The sequence below is a fragment of the Arthrobacter sp. JUb115 genome (assembly GCF_004365035.1).
GTDB lineage: Bacteria > Actinomycetota > Actinomycetes > Actinomycetales > Micrococcaceae > Glutamicibacter.
The window spans coordinates 49,102-65,858 of record NZ_SOBS01000013.1 but is presented as its reverse complement, the minus strand read 5'-3'; the positions used below and the strand labels follow the sequence as shown (position 1 = coordinate 65,858).

The window sequence follows — 16,757 nt, the reverse complement described above, 5'->3', positions numbered from 1 at the left end:
CATGAGAAGGTAAACATGCAGGTCATGACTCATTCAGTAATATGAGGGCGTTCTCATGTTGTTCTACTTTTGGACTCATTTAGTTCACCTAAAGTTCATTTAGAAGGGATCATCACTTCACACCTTTGAAAGGTAGAGCAATGTTGTCATTCTGGATGGGACTAGCGTCCAACGTCATCGGTATTACGGTTCTCGTGTACTTCGTATACTTCCGCCGCCACTTCCGCCGCGACCTCGTATTGGCCTATATTGCTTTGAGCATGGGCATCTTCGCTGTCACCTTATTGCTCTCGGGTAGCGGCGCGGGCATGGGGCTTGGCCTCGGCCTATTCGGTATTCTCTCGATTATTCGCCTTCGTTCGGACACCCTGACCCAGGAAGAAGTGGCCTACTACTTCATTTCACTGGCCATCGGATTGGTCAATGGCTTGCACCCGGATCCGGCATGGTTGGCTCCAGCAGCCACCGCGGCATTGGTCCTGGTGATGTTCTTGGCCGACCACCCGAGCTTCGCCCCACGCACCGATCGCCAGACCGTGACCCTGGAACGTGCCTACCCGAAGAAGGCGGACCTGCAGGCTGCATTGGAAGAACTGCTGGATGCCAAGGTACTGCGAACCGTAGTTGTCGAGCTGGACATGGTTCGCGACCTGACCATCGTTGATGTCCGCTTCCGTACCAACGCTGCCGGCAGCAAGTCCAATGCCAAGTCCAGCGCATCCGAGAGCTTCTCCGGCACTTATGAATTGGCGAACAGCCAGTCCGCACCGGCAGCGCAGAACGGAGCCAAGCAGGAGACGTGGTCCTGATGACGGCGCTTGCTACCAAGCGCGCGGACCTCGCTGCCTCCCAGGCGCGAGCGGCTTTGGAAGAAGCCGTCATCGGCCGGGAACCGATCAGTCTCGAAGAGGTCATCTCCGAAGCCGCGCTGCAGACCCGCGTCGACAAGAAGTTCTTGCTGACCCCAGAGGAATTCACGGAATTATCCGAGCGTTTGGGCGATAAATTCAAGATCATGCAGATCGACGGCTTGCGCACCTTCCGCTACGAATCGGTGTATTTCGATACCGAGGACTACGACCAGTACCGCGCCCACCGCCAGGGACGGCGCCGGAGATACAAGGTGCGTTCGCGCACTTATGCGGACACAGGGCTGTCGATGTTCGAGATCAAGACCAAGGGGCTTCGAGGGTCGACGGTGAAGCACCGCGTAGAGCAGGATCTGGACAGCGCGGGCGAGCTGACCGAAGAGAACCTGGGGTTCCTGGAATCGGTTCTGCGCCGCGAGTACGGGCAGGACGTCCCCCAGCTGCAGCCAGTGCTGGACAGCGCCTACCGGCGTGCGACTTTCGTGAATCCCATCGACGGCGAACGGCTGACCTGTGACGTCGAACTGGAATACGCCAACGGCGAATCGAGGGTTGACGGACCAGACTTGATTGTCGTGGAGACCAAGTCCGCTGATGGCCGGGGCGCTTCGGACCAGGCCTTGGCCGAGCTGGGCATCCGAGAGGTATCGATGTCCAAGTATTGCATCGGCATTGCACTGCTGAATCCGCAGCTGCCAGCCAATCGCTGGAGCCGTTTGCTCCAGCAGGGCTTCGTTCCGGATCCGACGTTGCGCTAGACCCCGTGCAGGATTCGGCTACCGCTCCGAGGCGAGTCGGTAGCCGAATCCGCGTACCGTCTCAAAGCGTTCCGAGCCGAGCTTGTTGCGCAGGTAGCGGACATACACATCCACCACGTTGGATCCGGGGTCGAAATCATAACCCCAGACCCTGGAAAGCAATTGCTCGCGGCTCAGCACTTGGCCGGGGTTGCGCAAGAAGGCTTCGGCCAGCGCGAATTCACGCGCGGAAAGATCGACTTCGCGCTCATTGACCGTCACCCGGCGGCGCAGCAGGTCCATGTTCAGGTCTTCGTGGGTCAGCGAGGAAACTTCAGGTGCATTGTCCTCGGCGCGCAGGCGCAAGCGCACCCGTGCCAGCAACTCATCGAAGTGGAATGGCTTGGCCATGTAGTCATCGGCGCCGTTCTGCAGGCCGGCTACCGTGTCTTCCACGCTGCCGCGTGCGGTCAGGATGATCACCGGAGTATCGATCTGCGCGGCGCGCAGACGCCGCAATACCGAGAAGCCGTCTTCATCCGGCAGGCCGAGGTCGAGGATGATCAGCTCATGATCACCCTCGATGGCCTGGGTGAAGCCATCATGCCCGGTTTCTGCGATGGATGAGGTCAGTCCCGCAGCACGCAGCCCCTTGGCTACGAACGAACTGATTCGCGGTTCATCTTCAATGATCAGTATCTGGCTCATGCTTCCTTGCTTCCAGTCGTCAACGGCATATCAATGTAGAACGTGGAACCCTTGCCATGTTCCGAATTCACCCACACGCGTCCGCCGTGGGTCTCCGCTATGGCCTGCACGATGTTCAGCCCCAGACCGGACCCCGAAGAACGAACCGAGTTCTGGCCACGTCCGAAGCGCTCGAATATACGTTCAAGATCTTCAGCCTGTATGCCCACGCCGGCATCGGATACCCACCAGCGCAAGGTGGTGTTGCCTTGGCCATCGCGGACGATCTCGTTGCCCAAGCCGATGCGGGTATCCTCAGCAGAGAACTTCACCGCGTTGGCGCAGAGCTGCAGCATGGCTTGGGTAGTCCGGATCGGGTCGAGAGTCACGGTGGCCTCGGTGCGGTAGTCAACGCGCCACTGACGCGGCCCCAGACCGCGGGCCTTGTCGAGGATGTCGTCAAGCAGCTTGCCGACTTCTGCAGGCTCCACCTGGAGGAAATCGGTGCGGTTGGACTTTGCCAGGGTGACCAGGTCATTGATCAGCAAGGACATGCGCCCGAGCTCATCCATCGCGATATCCCGGCTCTGGATAACATCATCGGGATCGTTGGGATCCATCAGTTCCAGATGCCCGTTGATGATAGTCACCGGAGTGCGCAATTCGTGCCCGACATCATCGAGCAGCTGGCGTTGGGAACCGAGTGCTCCTTCGAGGCGATCCAGCATTTCGTTGACCGTGACCGTCAGTTCGGCGAACTCGTCATTTCCCGAAACTTCAATGCGCTGGGATACATCGGTCTCGGAAATCTGTTGCGCGGTAGTTTGCAGGCGGCGGATCGGGTCGAGCATCCGTCCTACCACAAGCCAGGCGGCCAGTGCGGCGACGAGCATGACCGAGGCGCCGACGGCGCCGAAGATCATGAAATTGCGGTCATTAGCGATGGCCTCTGCCGAGTAGTCATAGGCCAGCACGAAGGCGCCGTGCTCGTGGTCTGCAGGAAGGCTGACCGGAACAACAACGGCGCGGTAGGTCGTGATTTCCGTATCGACAGTTCCCAAGCGGATATGGTTGGCGTCCTGGACGCTTCTGGCCCATTCCAGGAATTCCGGATCATCTTCCAGGCGGGTGTTGACGATATCCGGTGCGGTCCAACGCACCTCGTCACTTACCAGGGAGAGCATGCCCTGCTTCGGAGAAGGCAGGGTGCGTTGCATTGCAATGTACAGCAGGTCTTCGGCGTGCTTGAAGCGTTCCATGGTGCGCGGATCAACACCGGTTTCGGTGAGGACTTCGAATTCCTTGACGGTGCGAGTCAATGACTCATCCAAGCGCTCATTGAGTTCGTGGCGTTGTACGCCGAAGCTTGCCGTACCCGCTGCCAGCAAGGCCAAGCCAACCAGGAGCATCATCCCGGTCAGAACTCGGGCCCGGATGGACCACCGGCGTTCCGGCGCTCTAGTCGTCATCGTCATCGTCGTCGTCATAGTCTTCGTAGTCGTCATCGTCATCGTCGTCATCGTCGTCATACTGGGTGCCCGAAGGAGGCAGCGGGACAACGGTCTTCTTTGGCGGTGCTGGTGCTGGAGGTTTCGGCTTGGGCTTCGGTGTCGGGGTAGCGCTGGGCTTGGGCTTTTCCGAGGTTGTCGGCTTGGCAGAGGTGCTCGGGCTGGAGGACGGCTTTTGGGATTCAGCCGCCGAGGAAGAAGGTGAAGAGGAAGGAGTGCCAGGTGTGCCGATTGTCGGGGAAGGAGTCACTTCTTCGAAGATGAACCCTTCACCGAGGTCCCGGTCCGCCGGGCCTTCCAAGGCTTGGCTGATTCCGAACGCGCCAAGAAAAACGACTGCGATGACAGCGATCGTCGCAAAGACGCGGCGCAAAGCTTCCTTTCCCATGTTTTTCATTGTGGCTGAAATAAATGAGATATAGATGAGAGACGCCGTTAGATGACAAAAAGCCTGTCTCGGCTAAGCCAGGTGCTCGAAGATAATTACCGTCTGGGTGGATGAGAACGCGCGGTTGGAGCCCAAGTGCGCGGCCACGAATGCCCGTAGGTCTTCGATGCTTTGGGTAGCCACCCGAACCAGCAAATCCGGCGAGCCGCCAAGAACGAAGACTTCCCTGACCTCGGCAAGCTCTTTGAGCTGATGCGCCGAGGAGAGCAAGCGGTCTCGGGCTGTGGACGAGACCACAATAGAGATCATGGCGTTGACGGCAACACCAAGAAGACGCTCATTGATCGCGGCATGGTAACCGGTGATCACCCCCGCCTTGGAGAGTGCTTTCACCCGGCCCAAGCAGGTCGATGGCGCCAAGCCGACTGTGGCAGCCAAGACGTTGTTGGCAATTCGAGCATCCTTGCTCAGCTCGGTGAGAATGGACAGATCCGTTTCGTCGACGCGAACAGGATTCGGCATGGCATCGCCTTGAACCGTCCATAATGAACCTGCCACGGCTAATCAACTCAATTCTTTGGAAAAGTTTGGATCTGGTCGCACTATATCGAACTAGATTCTACGATGGATGCACCAGGGAGAACGGAAGTCCTCCCGCTTTGATCTTGGCCGAACAGGAGATCCAATGACCACGGAACTGACCCGAGAGTCCCTTGCCCAATTGGACGCGGCAGACCCGCTGGTGGCCTTTGGCAACCGCTTCAACCTCCCGGAAGGCGTCATCTACCTCGATGGCAACTCATTGGGCGCGTTGCCGAAGGGTGCAGCCGAACGCGCCGCCCAGGTGGTGACCGAAGAATGGGGCCAGGGCCTGATCCGTTCCTGGAACACCGCCGGCTGGTTCGAGATGCCGCTGAAGCTCGGCGACAAGCTGGGGCGGTTGCTGGGCGCGAACCCCAGCGAGACTGCGATCACCGATACCACCACGCTGAATCTGTTCAAGGCCTTGGCCTCGGCACTGCGCACGCAGAAGGCCGATGCCCCGCAGCGCCGGGTGATTCTCACCGAACGAGACAATTTCCCCACGGACATCTATATCGCCGAGGGGTTGGCCGACCTGGTCAACTCGCTCTCGCAGGAAACCGGTGTGGCCTATGAGGTGAAGCTCATCGATGGAGAGTCCTCGCTGCGCACCGCACTGGACGAAACTGTCGCCGTGGTTGCCCTGTCGCATGTGAACTACCGCACCGGTTCCATGTGGGACATGGGCGAGACCACTGCAGCCATCCACGGCTCCGGAGCCCTGGTGGTCTGGGATCTGGCCCATGCCGCAGGTGCAGTACCGATTGACCTGAATGCCGCAGATGCCGACTACGCTGTGGGCTGCACCTACAAGTACCTCAACGGCGGCCCGGGCTCTCCGGCTTTCATCTGGGTCAATGCCCGCCATCATGAACGTTTCTGGCAGCCGCTGTCCGGCTGGTGGTCGCACAAGTCGCCCTTCGAGATGGCTGACAGCTACACGCCAGCAAATGACATTCGCCGCTTCATGTGCGGTACCCAGCCGGTTACTTCACTGGCCATGATCGAGGTCGGCCTGGATATCGCGCTGGAAGCGGACATGGACAAGGTGCGCGCCAACTCGCTGGAGCTGGTGGACCTGTTCATCGAGCTGGTTGAAACCCGCTGCGCCGGCTACGGCCTGGAACTGGTGACTCCACGCGAACATGCTGCTCGCGGCAGCCACGTCAGCTTCCGCCATGAGCATGGGTATGAAATCATCGCTGCGCTCATTGACCAGGGCGTCATCGGGGACTACCGGGAACCGGAAGTCCTGCGCTTCGGCATCACCCCGCTGTACCTGACGCGCACCGATATCTGGGACGCCGTGGAGAAACTGCGTGAAATTCTGCACACCAATGCCTGGCAGCGCGAAGAGTACGCCGTGCGTAATGCCGTGACATAACGCAAATTCCGCCGCTTTCAGGCCTTGGTGCCCCGAAGCCAGCGAATCTGCGCGAGAGTAACCTTAAGAGCAGCACGGCATTTTCGATGCCGTGCTGTTCGCATAGGTCTAAAGGGAGCATCGTTGGGCAAGCAGCCGGTACGCGCCACTGAAGTCGGTTCGGGTTTGAAGAAGTCGCTGACTCCTGGGCAGATGTCCATGATCGCGCTGGGCAGTGCCATCGGCACCGGTCTTTTCGCGGGCAGCAAGCTCGCCATCGCCATGGCCGGTCCCTCGGTGATCATCAGCTACCTCATTGGCGGGGTCGTCGCCTTGCTGGTCATGGGCGCATTGGCGGAAATGACCGTCAAGCAGCCGGTAGCCGGTTCCTTCGGGGTCTACGCCGAACGCTATCTTGGACGTTTCGCCGGGTACCTGACCAAGTACCTGTACTGGTCGGCGCTGATCTTCGCCGTGGGCACCGAAGTCAGCGCGGTAGGCGAGTACATGCAGTACTGGTTCCCCGAGATTCCAGGGCTGGTTTGGGTCCTTGTCTTCTCGGCCGCGCTTTTGGGCGTGAACTTCTCCAGCGTGAAGATCTTCGGAACCACCGAATACTGGTTCTCCGCGATCAAGGTCTTCGCGGTGGTCGCGTTCATCATCATTGCCCTCTGGCTGGTGTTCCACGACCCCAGCGACCAATACGGGTTCCATAACTACTCGGCCGAAGGCGGCTTCTTCTCCAATGGCCTGTTCGGCATGTGGACCGCTGTCATCGTGGCGATCTTCTCCTACATGGGCATCGAGGCGATCTCCATTGCCGCCGCAGAAGCAAAGAACCCCAAGATTGCCGTACGCAAGGCCTTCAAGGTCTCCTTCCTGCGCTTGCTGCTCTTCTACGTGTTCACCATGGCCCTGATCCTCGCGGTGGCGCCCACCAGCGAACTGCTGGCCGGCGGATCGCCATTTGTCACTGTGATGTCCCAGATGGGTATCCCGTTCGCCGATTCGGTACTGAACTTCGTGCTCATCATTGCCGCGCTCTCGGCCATGAATGCCCAGCTCTATGCGGCAACCCGCATGCTGCATTCGCTGGCTGATTCCGGGCACGCGCCGCGCCTGGCACACCGGACCAACAGCGCGGGCGCTCCTATCCACGCGGTGTGGATGTCTGCCGGAGGCATCGCCGTGGCAGCACTGGTCTACGCGCTGGTTCCGGAGGGAGGCTTCGGCATCATGATGTCGCTGGCTACCTTCGGTGCCCTGGCGACGTGGTTCATGATCCTGGTGACCCACGTGTCCTTCCGCCGCCAGGTGCGCCTGGACCGGGCCGTCCTGGAGTACAAGCTGCCAGGCTACCCGGCCGCGTCGATTCTCGGCTCGGTACTGCTCGGCGGCCTGCTGGTGACCTCGTTCTTCGTGCCGGAATTCAAGTACACCCTGATCTTCGGTGTTCCCTTCGTCATCGTAATGTCGGTGCTCTACAGGCTGGTTTTCGCCGGCAAGAAACAGCCTGCGGCGAAGTAGCAGGGCAGTCGTCCGCGGTGCTGGTTCGCTTGAGATCTGCGGAGCGGGCACTAAGATCTTAAGGGGCCTGCCGGTTGGCAGGCGCCGCAACTTTCGAGGAGCAATGGTGGCCAAGCTGTATTTCCGCTACGGAGCGATGAACTCGGGCAAATCCACGAGCTTGCTGCAGGCTGCCTTCAACTACGAAGAACGCGGCCAGCGTATCCTGCTGGCCAAGCCGGGGGTTGACACCAAGGGCGAGAAATCAATCGTTTCCCGCCTGGGAATCGAACGCGAAGTCGACTTCAGCGTGGGGCCGGAAGAGAACCTCCGCGAGAAGTTCGCGGCCCATTGCCTCGGCGATGACCCTGATGCCTTGCTGCCGCATGTGGATGCGCCGCCGGTAGCCTGCCTGCTGGTCGACGAAGTTCAATTCCTCTCCCGCACCCAGGTCGATGATCTTCTGCGCATTGCCGTGCTCGATGATGTCCCAGTGCTTGCCTACGGTATCCGTACCGACTTCCGCACCCGTGCCTTCCCGGGCTCGGCACGCTTGATGGAACTGGCGCACTCGCTTGAAGAGCTGAAGACCATCTGCCGCTGCGGGCGCAAGGCCATGTTCAATACCCGCCGATCGGGTGACCACATTGTTTTTGATGGAGACCAGGTCGCTATCGACGGTGAAGAGGTCTGGTACGAGTCGCTGTGCGCTGCCTGCTATCTGGAAGCCTCCGGCGGCAAGCTGGGCTAGCTCGGTAGCCTTTCGGACCGGAAGCCTCGCGCCGGCCGATAGCCGCCGGCGGCCGGTCCACCCAGTGGCGGCCAGCCGGGTAAGGCGCTGGCCGCGGCCCATTCGGCGTTTTCGTTGCGGGTCAGAGTATCGCTGTAGCTTCGATCTCCACGAGAACTGCTGGCTCGTACAGTTGGGCCACGGCGATCAGCGATGCAGGCGGCATTGGAAGCTGCAACCCGATTTCCTCCGCGACGGATTCGACTCCTTGCATGAACTCCGATATTTTGCTGGTTTCCCAGTCGGTTACGTATACGGTCAGCCTGACGACGTCTTGGAACCCCGCCCCTGCCGAGTTCAAGCCTGCGGAAACGTTGCGTAGCGCCTGCGCCACCTGGCCAGCCAAATCGTCGGGGATCCTGGAGCCGTCGGGCATGTGGGCTACCTGTCCGGCGATGTGGATATGCCGCGTGCCGGATCCCACCGCTACGTGGTGGTAGGGAGTTCCGGGGAGCATCCCGGCGGGGCTTGAATAATTCACTGGCATGGAATTCTCCTTCAGTAGTTCGCTGCTGGATGCAGGTATAAAACTTATACTTGGTCTACAAAAGCAACTGCAACGAAACTAGGTGCAATGGAAGAAACCTCCGAATCGCCGCTGGGCATATCGGCTTCCCACCGCGAACTGCTCGACCAGGTCTTGGACAAGTGGTCTTTGCATGTCTTGAGCCAGCTTTGCGAATCACCCAAGCGATTCAACGAGCTGCGGCGAGCCGTTCCGGGAGTGAGCCAGAAGTCCTTGACCAATACGCTGCGCCGGCTGGAGCGAAATGGCGTCATCGACCGCAGGGTATTGCGCTCCCGTCCGGTAGCAGTCGAGTACCGTGTTGCGCCGATAGGCAAGACCATGCGCGCACCGATCGATGCGCTCCTCGACTGGACAGTGAGCCATATGCCCGATATCGAACAAGCGCGGGAACGATACGACCAGCTCGAAGAACAGAACGGCGATGGCTCATTCCAGGAAGAACCTCCAGAATGAAGGTTCATCCCGCTGGCCCTGCTTCCGGCGCATCGGGATCTCTCGAAGGTGCGGTACCGAAGGCCACGGAATCGAATATTCATCGGCACCGATTCATGCCGGACAGCTAGAGGGCCCAAACCCATTGCGGAAGCAACCGCCCGCTTGCGGCCGCAGGCAAATACCAGGGATTCCTGGAGGGAGTCGTGAACAAGGAATTGATGCATGATGCGATCGAGCAAGGGCGTACTGCCGAGGCTGTTGCCATGGCAGTGCTCCACGACCCTGGCATGCTGGTCGAAGAGCTCGACCACCACCGGATCACGCAGGACGCCCAACCGTACTGGGACTTCGCGCAGGAATGGATCGCTGCCGCTCGGGTGCTCGACAAGCCCAGCTGCTTGTCGACTCGGTGCGGGAAGCGAAGAACTACCTGGCAAGTTTGATTGAGGACGTCTCGGTCCTGAGCGATAACCCGGAAGCTGCCTTGGCCAAAAAGGAAGTTCGAGAAATGACCGCTAGCGCGCGGGAGCTGGCAGAGCTGGGAATTCCCGGCGCGAGGCGTTAGCCGATGAGGCCGGCAACGGCCCGCCGCAGCCCCCAGTCGAAGCCATCAGCCAGGGGCGCGTCGACATCGAGCTGCACGAGGTTCTGGCGGTAGGCGACCGAGCCGAGCACGTGGTTCAGCAAAAGCTGCTGTCCATGGCGGGCATTTTCGGCAGGCAGCCCTGCTGCTTCCAGCAGGGTGCGAAGCTGCAGCACCGGCTGGAGCTCGGTGGCCTGCATTGCGGTGGCGACTTCGATGACCTCGGGGCTGTCCTGGATCGGCAGCAACGCGAGGTAGAGCTTGCGCGCCAGCTGCAGGATTGCCTCGGATGGGGAATTGTAGTCCTCGGCATCCACCGACAGCGCAGGGGTATTCAGCAGCTGGGCGGCAACCTGCGCCAGCAGCTCCTGCTTGTTCTTCACATGCCAGTAGAGCGCACCGACCTGGACATCGAGTTCCTTGGCCAATCGGCGCATCGACAAATCAGCCAACCCGAACTGTTGCAGGATGCCGACCGCGGTGTCCACGACCGTTAACTGAGTCAATGCCATGGTGACAAGTCTAGTCGCAACGCCTGTGCGCGCTCAGGCTCCAAACACCGTGCGGTCCAGGAAGTCGTTGCGGAACTTGCCGGACGGATCCAGGCGCTGCGCCAATGCAATGAAGTCGTTGAACTTCGGATACAGCCCGGCCAGCTGCGTAGAGGTGGCTGCGAAGAGCTTGCCCCAGTGCGGGCGTGCCGCAAAAGGAGCCAGTGCTTCCTCGATCCGCGGTAGGAGCGCCTCGACAGCCTCCTGCTGGGGTTTCCAGGTGAAGTGCAGGGCGATGCCGTCACGGCCGTAGTTTCCACTGAGCCACAGTTCATCGGCGGCAATGGTGCGCACTTCCGAGACCAGCAGCAGGGGAGTGATGGCGGGGGAAAGCCCGCGGACGGCCTGGATCGCTTCTGCCGCGTGCTCGCGCGGGACCAGGTATTCGGTCTGCAGTTCATCGCCGGCGCTGGGGGTGAAGTCCATGCGGAAATGCGCCAAGCGATCCGACCATGGACCGGTTGCTCCGAGCTGTTGGCTGCAGATGGACCCATCGGCACCGGGCAGCGGGTGCATCGCAGCAGTTGCCGGGAACCCGCCGAACCGGCCCTGGTCAAAATGCTCTACCAGCGCATCGCCGACGCGGCGCTTGAGCCAGGTCTGGCCTACCTGCTCGCCGCTCCAGTCAGTGAACAGGCTGACGCTGTAGGCCGAAGCCTGGATGGTGTCGAAGCCGTCGAGCACCTTGTCCCAGGACAGATCCTGGTAGACGGTCTGCTGCATCTCGAAGCTCGGCAGGATATCCAAGGTGAGGTGGGTCAGCACGCCCAGCGCGCCCAGGCCGACCACGATGCCATTGAAATCCTCGTCGCCGCGCTGCACGCTCAGTTGCGAGCCGTCGGCCAGCACCAGTTCCACTGCGCGCACGGCGGTGGCGAGGTTGCCATGGGTTTCGCCCGAACCGTGGGTTCCGGTGGATACTGCGCCGGCTACCGAGATATGCGGCAGGGAGGCGAGATTGTGCAGGGCATAGCCGGCGCGTTGAAGTGCATCAGCCAGGGCGCCGTAGGTGGTGCCGGCGCTGACGCGCACGGCCATGGCCAGCGCATCAATCTCGATGGCTTCCGGCATCTTGGCCAGCGTGATCATGGTTTCGCGGGTATCGGCGATGTCATTGAAGGAATGGCGGGAGCCCAGGACCTTCACGGCCTTGGCTGCGCGAACAATATCCTGCAGCTGCTCGAGGCTGGCGGGAAACAGCAGTTGCGCGGCCCGGTATTCAAGATTTCCGGCCCAGTTCAGTTCCTTGTTGCGCAGTTCCACGGCTAATCCTTACTTGTCGAGCCACTGGCTGGAAACCAGTGCGCGATAGCGTTCCAGTATCTGCGGGGCCAGTTCCATCGCTGGGACTTGGGCAGTGCCCTGGGCCCAATTGGGGAATTCCCCGGCCAGTACGCCGGCCGCCTGGCGGGCTGCGCCATCGGCGACGTATTCGCCCGGGGCCGGGATCAAAATTGGCAATCCCAGGATCTGGGCGGCGATCTGCTGGACCGCGCGGGACTGCGCGCCACCGCCGACAAGGATGATGCGCTGCGCTTCAACCCCTTGGGCTTCCAGTGCGCGCAGGCCGTCGGCTAGCGAGCAAACCACCGCTTCCACGGCGCTGCGGGCCAGATTCGCGGCGGTGTAGTTGGCTCGGGTGATGCCATGCAGCGAGCCGGTGGCCTCTGGCAGGTTCGGGGTGCGCTCGCCGTCGAAGTAGGGCAGCAAGGCCAGCCCGTCGCTACCCGGGACGGCGGATAGTGCCAGGTCATTGAATTCTTCGAGGCTGACCTGCAGCAGGGTGGCGGTGGCATCGAAGATGCGGGTGGCATTCAGGGTGCATACCAATGGCAGGTAGTTGCCGGTGGCGTCGGCGAAGCCTGCCACCAGGCCGGAGGCATCTGCCGATGGGGAATCGGCAACCGCGAAGACGGTGCCGGAGGTGCCCAGGGACATGACGACGTCGCCCACCGTGGCGCCTACGCCCAAGCCGGCCGCGGCGTTATCGCCCGCGCCGGCACCGATCAGTGCTCCGGAAGTGGTGCGGCCAATGGATTCCAGCGGGCCAGCGACCGTAGGCAGAATCGGGGCGTGGCCCAGATGCTGCTCCAGCGCCTCGTAGTCATAGGCGTTTTCGGCGGCACGGTAGTAGCCGGTGCCCGAGGCATCCGAACGATCGGTGCGCAGGGCGGCCAGCCCTGCTGCCCCGGAGCCCGGGCCGTAGCCGGCCAGGCGCCAGGACAGCCAGTCGTGCGGCAGGCAGACGGCAGCGACCTTGGCCGCGTTCTGGGGCTCATTGTCCCTCAGCCAGCGCAGCTTGGTCAGCGTGATCGAGGAGACCGGGACGGTGCCGGTGCGCTGTGCCCAGTACTGGGCGCCCGCCGCGGCATCGCCCTGGCCTGCCTCGGTGATGATCTGGCTGGCCGCCTGCGCGCTGCGGGTGTCGTTCCACAGCAGTGCCGGGCGGATCACCGCACCGCTGGCGTCGAGCACCACCATGCCATGCTGCTGCCCGCCCACCGAGATGGCGTCCACGTCGTCCAGGCCCCCGGCCTGGGCGATCGCTTCCTGCAATGCGCTGAACCAGGATTCCGGATCCACTTCGGTGCCATCGGGGTGCGAGGCACGGCCGGAGCGGACCAGGGCGCCTGTTGCGGCGTCGCGGATGACCACCTTGCATGACTGGGTGGATGAATCTATGCCGGCAACGAGCGTCATTGTTCTTCGGCTGCTTTCTGCGGTGGGCGGGGGTGAGCGGTCTAGCGGGCGTTGAGCAGGTGCTCGATGGCCAGCTGGTTCAGGCGGATGAACGCGAAGTTGCGCTGCGCTGCGGCGTTGGCGTCGAAGTCGGCGAAGCTTGCCGCATCGTCCATCAGCTGCTGCGCGGTTTCGCCGGCGTCCAGGGTGCTCTCGCCCAGCTCGAACACGCCCGAGAGCTTCATCGCCTCCTGGACCTCGGGGTCTGCGCGGAATGCCTGTGCGCGTTCCTTGAGCATCAGGTACATGGACATGTTTGCCTTGGCCGAGTCCCACACGCCGTCGTAGCCGTCGGTGCGCGATGGCTTGTAGTCGAAGTGGCGGGGGCCATCGTACTTGGGTCCGCCGGTCGGGAAGCCGTTCTCCAGCAGGTCGACGGTGAAGAAGGCGCTGGTCAGATCGCCGTGGCCGAAGACCAGGTCCTGGTCGTACTTGATGCCGCGCTGGCCGTTGAGGTCGATGTGGAACAGCTTGCCTGCCCACAGCGCCTGGGCGATGCCGTGGGTGAAGTTCAGGCCAGCCATCTGCTCGTGGCCGGTCTCCGGGTTCAATCCGACAATGTCCCCGTGTTCCAGCTTCTCGATGAAGGCCAGGCCGTGGCCTACGGTTGGCAGGAAGATGTCGCCGCGTGGCTCATTCGGCTTCGGCTCCAGCGCGATGCGCAGGTTGTAGCCTTTTTCCTTGATGTAGCCGGCTGCGGTGTCCACGCCTTCGCCCATGCGGTCAAGTGCCGCGGCCAGGTCCTTCGAGCCGTCGTACTCGGCGCCTTCGCGGCCGCCCCACATGACGAAGGTTTCGGCGCCCATTTCGGCTGCCAGGTCGATGTTGTGCAGGACCTTGGCCAGCGCGAAGCGGCGGATCGAGCGGTCGTTGGAGGTGAAGCCGCCATCCTTGAATACCGGGTGGCTGAACAGGTTGGTGGTCACCATCGGGACCTTCAGGCCGGTTTCCTTGAGTGCTGCACGGAAGTCCGAAAGGATCTGCTCGCGCTGGGAAGCGGTGGCGTCAAAAGGAATCAGGTCGTTGTCGTGGAAGGTGATGCCGTAGGCGCCGAGCTCGGCCAGCTTGTGGACAGCTTCCACCGGATCCAGGTTCTTGCGGGTGGCGACACCGAAGGGATCGGCACCGGTCCATCCCACGGTCCACAGTCCAAAAGTGAAGCGGTCGGCGGCGGTTGGCTGAAGAGTCATGGGATGCATCCTTGGATCGGGGGTTGGCTGATGCCATTTAGTTTATGTCCTGAACTATATGGGTGGTGATGCGCTAGAGTCAATAGCGAGCAGTGAACGATTCGTCCCAATAAATTCTCAAGGAGAAGGCATGCGCCAACCAGCGTCTAGCGCCCGTGCCGCAAGCTCTTCGGCCCCGGGTAACGTCGGAGACGTGCGCAAAGCCAACCTGGCCAGGGTCCTATCGGTGATCGCAGGCGCAGGGGAAGACCAGCGGTTATCACGCGCCGATATCGCCCAACTCAGCCAGCTCACCAAGGCCTCGGTCTCCAGCCTGGTCGCCGATTTGCTGGCGGCCGGACTAGTTATCGAAATTGGCGTGCACCGCGACGGGGAACGCGGGCGGCCCTCGGTGGGGCTCATCCTGAACCCCGCACGCTGTGTCATGGGCATGGAAATCAACGTTGACTACATAGCCGCCGGGCTGGTGGACCTCGGCGGCAAACTGCTGGCACACGAAATCCTGCCCCGTGCCAACCACAGCTCAACAGCCAGCGAAGTGCTCGCAGCGCTGGGAGAGCTGAGTCAAAGGCTCCAAGCTGCCGCCCGGGCCCAAGGGCTAATGATTCTCGGCGGCGGGTTGGCTGTTCCGGGTTTGGTCAACGAGGAGCGGTACACCGTCCTGCAGGCCCCTAACCTCGGCTGGGAGCGGCAAGACCTGGATGTCGCAGCATTGCTGCCCGACGCCAAAACCCGCTTCAGGCTCTTTAACGAAGCCAACGCCTCAGCGCTGGCCCAGCAGCAGTTGATGGACGTCCAAGAACGCGACTTCCTGTTTGTCTCCGGGGAAGTGGGCATCGGTGGCGGATTGATAATCGACGCTGAACTTTTTGCCGGTCCCCAGGGACACGCCGGTGAACTCGGGCATGTGGTGATTGCCCCCGAGGGCAGGGCCTGCAGCTGCGGCGGTCGTGGATGCTTGGAAACCATTGCCGGGCAGGAAGCGATCCTGGCTGCCGCTGATCTAGGGGCGATGGTCGATAGCGCCTCGCGCCAACGGCGGATCCACCAGCTATTCCAAGCGCTGGAAACCGGAACCGAACCCGCGCTGAGCGCGGTAGCCGAGGCCGGAAAATCCTTGGGAATTGCGGTGGCCTCGGCCATGCGCCTGTATGACGTTTCCACGGTAGTCTTTGGCGGGCACTTTGCCGCCCTGGAACAGTGGCTACGTCCTGCCATGGAAGCCAGCCTCCAGATGCACGCGCCGAGCATCGCCGGCCAGGCTCGACTGCTGTGCTCGCCGCTGGGCCAAACAGGTGCGCTGGTCGGTGCCGCGCGCAGCGTGGCGGGGGACCTGTTGGAGGCCCCGCATCAGCTGGTGGGTTGAGAAACGCCTACCGGCTGCTGCAGTTCGGTCACCCAATCACCTTGGTCTTCGGAGATGGCACGCACGTAGACTTCGCGGCACGGACCGGTCGGAACCAAACCGCGGGCTAGGACTTCTTCGTGCACGGCCTGCCAGCTTTCATGGATGGTGTCCATGGAGCCGAGGTGCACTCCGCAGATGGCTTCGGGCACCGCGGGGAGCTCGATGATTTCGACATCGGCGAGGTTGGGAGCGTTAGTGGCGTATCCGGCAATGACCTCTACTCCATCCTCAGTTCCGTTGTATTGCGCAATGGGCGTGGCAAGGCTTTGGCCCTGAATGGACTGCGCGATTCTGTCGAAGAGCGGGCCGATGCGACCAGCGATTTCAGGTTGCTCGGACACCGTGAAGCGGCCTGCGGCCAAGCGCACTGCGGGCAGTGGCTTGTGGATGATTTCAATGCGTGACATGAGATTCTCCTTTGAGATCAAGCGCAGGCGCCGTTGCACATCCTGCAGCCGCTGCGTGGCCAGCCGGTGTTCGGCCTCGACCTGCGCGGCACGATTCTGCAAGTGCTCAGCAATCTTTTCCGCGGTGGCTCCCTGATCCAGGATCAGGGAAACCTCTTCCAGGCCGAAACCCAGCTCGCGCAAGGCCACGATCTGATGCAAGCGCTGGAGCTGGGAAGGGTCGTAGGTACGGTAGCCGCTGCACGGGTCTACGTGGGCGGGCTTGAGCACCCCGGCGGTATCCCAGTGCCGCAGCATGCGGTGGGTAACCTGGCCGATCTGCGCAAACGCCCCGATGGATAGCATGCTTCAGTTCTCCGCCCTCACACTGTGTCAGGGTCAAGCCCTTGGCTGGTTTTGGAATAATTGTTGCATCGCGAGAGTTCTCCCGGGCGGTTTTGACGGCCGGCAAAGTTCCGGAATCTCCGAGCAGCTACGCATGAATC

General features: G+C 61.7%; 18 protein-coding genes. 8 read left to right on the top strand and 10 right to left on the bottom strand.

Translation table 11 applies throughout. The features are described 5' to 3' along the window. Positions 1-140 precede the first annotated feature (140 nt). Positions 141-809, top strand: coding sequence for a DUF4956 domain-containing protein (locus EDF61_RS17305; RefSeq protein WP_133834965.1), 669 nt, complete (start codon positions 141-143; stop codon positions 807-809). Then, a complete protein-coding gene (locus EDF61_RS17300) occupies positions 809-1,627 on the top strand; it encodes a polyphosphate polymerase domain-containing protein (protein ID WP_133834964.1) in 819 nt (272 codons plus the stop codon). The genes EDF61_RS17305 and EDF61_RS17300 overlap by 1 nt, the downstream gene beginning before the upstream one ends. Positions 1,628-1,645: 18 nt before the next feature. On the opposite strand, the gene EDF61_RS17295 is transcribed toward EDF61_RS17300, so the two are convergent. From EDF61_RS17295 to EDF61_RS17280, 4 genes are all read right to left on the bottom strand, one after another. Beyond that, positions 1,646-2,314 carry a response regulator transcription factor gene (locus EDF61_RS17295; RefSeq protein WP_133834963.1) on the bottom strand — a complete coding sequence of 223 codons (669 nt, stop codon included), beginning with the start codon at positions 2,312-2,314 and terminating at the stop codon, positions 1,646-1,648. Further along, positions 2,311-3,762 carry a sensor histidine kinase gene (locus EDF61_RS17290; protein WP_286172332.1) on the bottom strand — a complete coding sequence of 484 codons (1,452 nt, stop codon included), beginning with the start codon at positions 3,760-3,762 and terminating at the stop codon, positions 2,311-2,313. The genes EDF61_RS17295 and EDF61_RS17290 overlap by 4 nt, the downstream gene beginning before the upstream one ends. After that, a complete protein-coding gene (locus tag EDF61_RS17285) occupies positions 3,752-4,189 on the bottom strand; it encodes a hypothetical protein (RefSeq protein WP_133834962.1) in 438 nt (145 codons plus the stop codon). Before EDF61_RS17285 ends, EDF61_RS17290 begins: the two co-directional genes overlap by 11 nt. 72 nt (positions 4,190-4,261) lie before the next feature. Continuing rightward, positions 4,262-4,711 carry an Lrp/AsnC family transcriptional regulator gene (locus EDF61_RS17280; RefSeq protein WP_133834961.1) on the bottom strand — a complete coding sequence of 150 codons (450 nt, stop codon included), beginning with the start codon at positions 4,709-4,711 and terminating at the stop codon, positions 4,262-4,264. Positions 4,712-4,874: 163 nt separating this feature from the next. Between EDF61_RS17280 and kynU the strand changes: the two genes are divergently transcribed. The 3 genes from kynU to EDF61_RS17265 all read left to right on the top strand — a co-directional run bounded on the left by kynU (position 4,875) and on the right by EDF61_RS17265 (position 8,391). Then, the gene (kynU, locus tag EDF61_RS17275; RefSeq protein ID WP_133834960.1) at positions 4,875-6,155 is read left to right on the top strand and encodes a kynureninase; all 1,281 of its coding nucleotides are present in this window, start codon (positions 4,875-4,877) and stop codon (positions 6,153-6,155) included. Between the two features lie 123 nt (positions 6,156-6,278). Beyond that, complete coding sequence (locus EDF61_RS17270; protein WP_133834959.1) at positions 6,279-7,661, top strand: amino acid permease; 1,383 nt, start codon at positions 6,279-6,281, stop codon at positions 7,659-7,661. Positions 7,662-7,767: 106 nt separating this feature from the next. Next, positions 7,768-8,391: a thymidine kinase gene (locus EDF61_RS17265; protein ID WP_133834958.1), complete on the top strand. Its 624-nt coding sequence runs from the start codon at positions 7,768-7,770 to the stop codon at positions 8,389-8,391. Between the two features lie 121 nt (positions 8,392-8,512). Here the strand turns inward: EDF61_RS17265 and EDF61_RS17260 are convergent, their stop codons facing one another. Continuing rightward, positions 8,513-8,917 carry a RidA family protein gene (locus EDF61_RS17260; RefSeq protein ID WP_133834957.1) on the bottom strand — a complete coding sequence of 135 codons (405 nt, stop codon included), beginning with the start codon at positions 8,915-8,917 and terminating at the stop codon, positions 8,513-8,515. Between the two features lie 87 nt (positions 8,918-9,004). Here EDF61_RS17260 and EDF61_RS17255 point away from each other — a divergent pair, with 87 nt between their 5' ends. Then, on the top strand, positions 9,005-9,412 hold the full coding sequence (locus EDF61_RS17255; protein ID WP_128470770.1) for a winged helix-turn-helix transcriptional regulator: 408 nt from the start codon (positions 9,005-9,007) through the stop codon (positions 9,410-9,412). A gap of 185 nt (positions 9,413-9,597) precedes the next feature. Beyond that, positions 9,598-9,837 (top strand): hypothetical protein, encoded by a 240-nt coding sequence (locus EDF61_RS17250; protein WP_133834956.1) that lies wholly within the window; start codon positions 9,598-9,600, stop codon positions 9,835-9,837. 118 nt (positions 9,838-9,955) lie between these two features. On the opposite strand, the gene EDF61_RS17245 is transcribed toward EDF61_RS17250, so the two are convergent. From EDF61_RS17245 to xylA, 4 genes are read right to left on the bottom strand one after another with little or no spacing between them, the layout of a single operon-like run. Beyond that, positions 9,956-10,489 (bottom strand): TetR/AcrR family transcriptional regulator, encoded by a 534-nt coding sequence (locus EDF61_RS17245; protein WP_133834955.1) that lies wholly within the window; start codon positions 10,487-10,489, stop codon positions 9,956-9,958. 33 nt (positions 10,490-10,522) lie between these two features. Further along, positions 10,523-11,791, bottom strand: a complete 1,269-nt coding sequence (locus EDF61_RS17240) for an FAD-binding protein (protein WP_133834954.1) — start codon at positions 11,789-11,791, stop codon at positions 10,523-10,525. A gap of 9 nt (positions 11,792-11,800) precedes the next feature. After that, a complete protein-coding gene (xylB, locus tag EDF61_RS17235) occupies positions 11,801-13,228 on the bottom strand; it encodes a xylulokinase (protein WP_133834953.1) in 1,428 nt (475 codons plus the stop codon). 41 nt (positions 13,229-13,269) lie between these two features. Continuing rightward, positions 13,270-14,457 carry a xylose isomerase gene (gene xylA, locus EDF61_RS17230; RefSeq protein WP_105662643.1) on the bottom strand — a complete coding sequence of 396 codons (1,188 nt, stop codon included), beginning with the start codon at positions 14,455-14,457 and terminating at the stop codon, positions 13,270-13,272. A 130-nt stretch (positions 14,458-14,587) separates the two neighbouring features. Between xylA and EDF61_RS17225 the strand changes: the two genes are divergently transcribed. After that, positions 14,588-15,823: an ROK family transcriptional regulator gene (locus tag EDF61_RS17225; protein ID WP_133834952.1), complete on the top strand. Its 1,236-nt coding sequence runs from the start codon at positions 14,588-14,590 to the stop codon at positions 15,821-15,823. Here EDF61_RS17225 and EDF61_RS17220 read toward each other — a convergent pair. Beyond that, positions 15,808-16,617, bottom strand: a complete 810-nt coding sequence (locus EDF61_RS17220; RefSeq protein ID WP_133834951.1) for a MerR family transcriptional regulator — start codon at positions 16,615-16,617, stop codon at positions 15,808-15,810. The genes EDF61_RS17225 and EDF61_RS17220 overlap by 16 nt on opposite strands. Between the last annotated feature and the right edge of the window lie 140 nt (positions 16,618-16,757).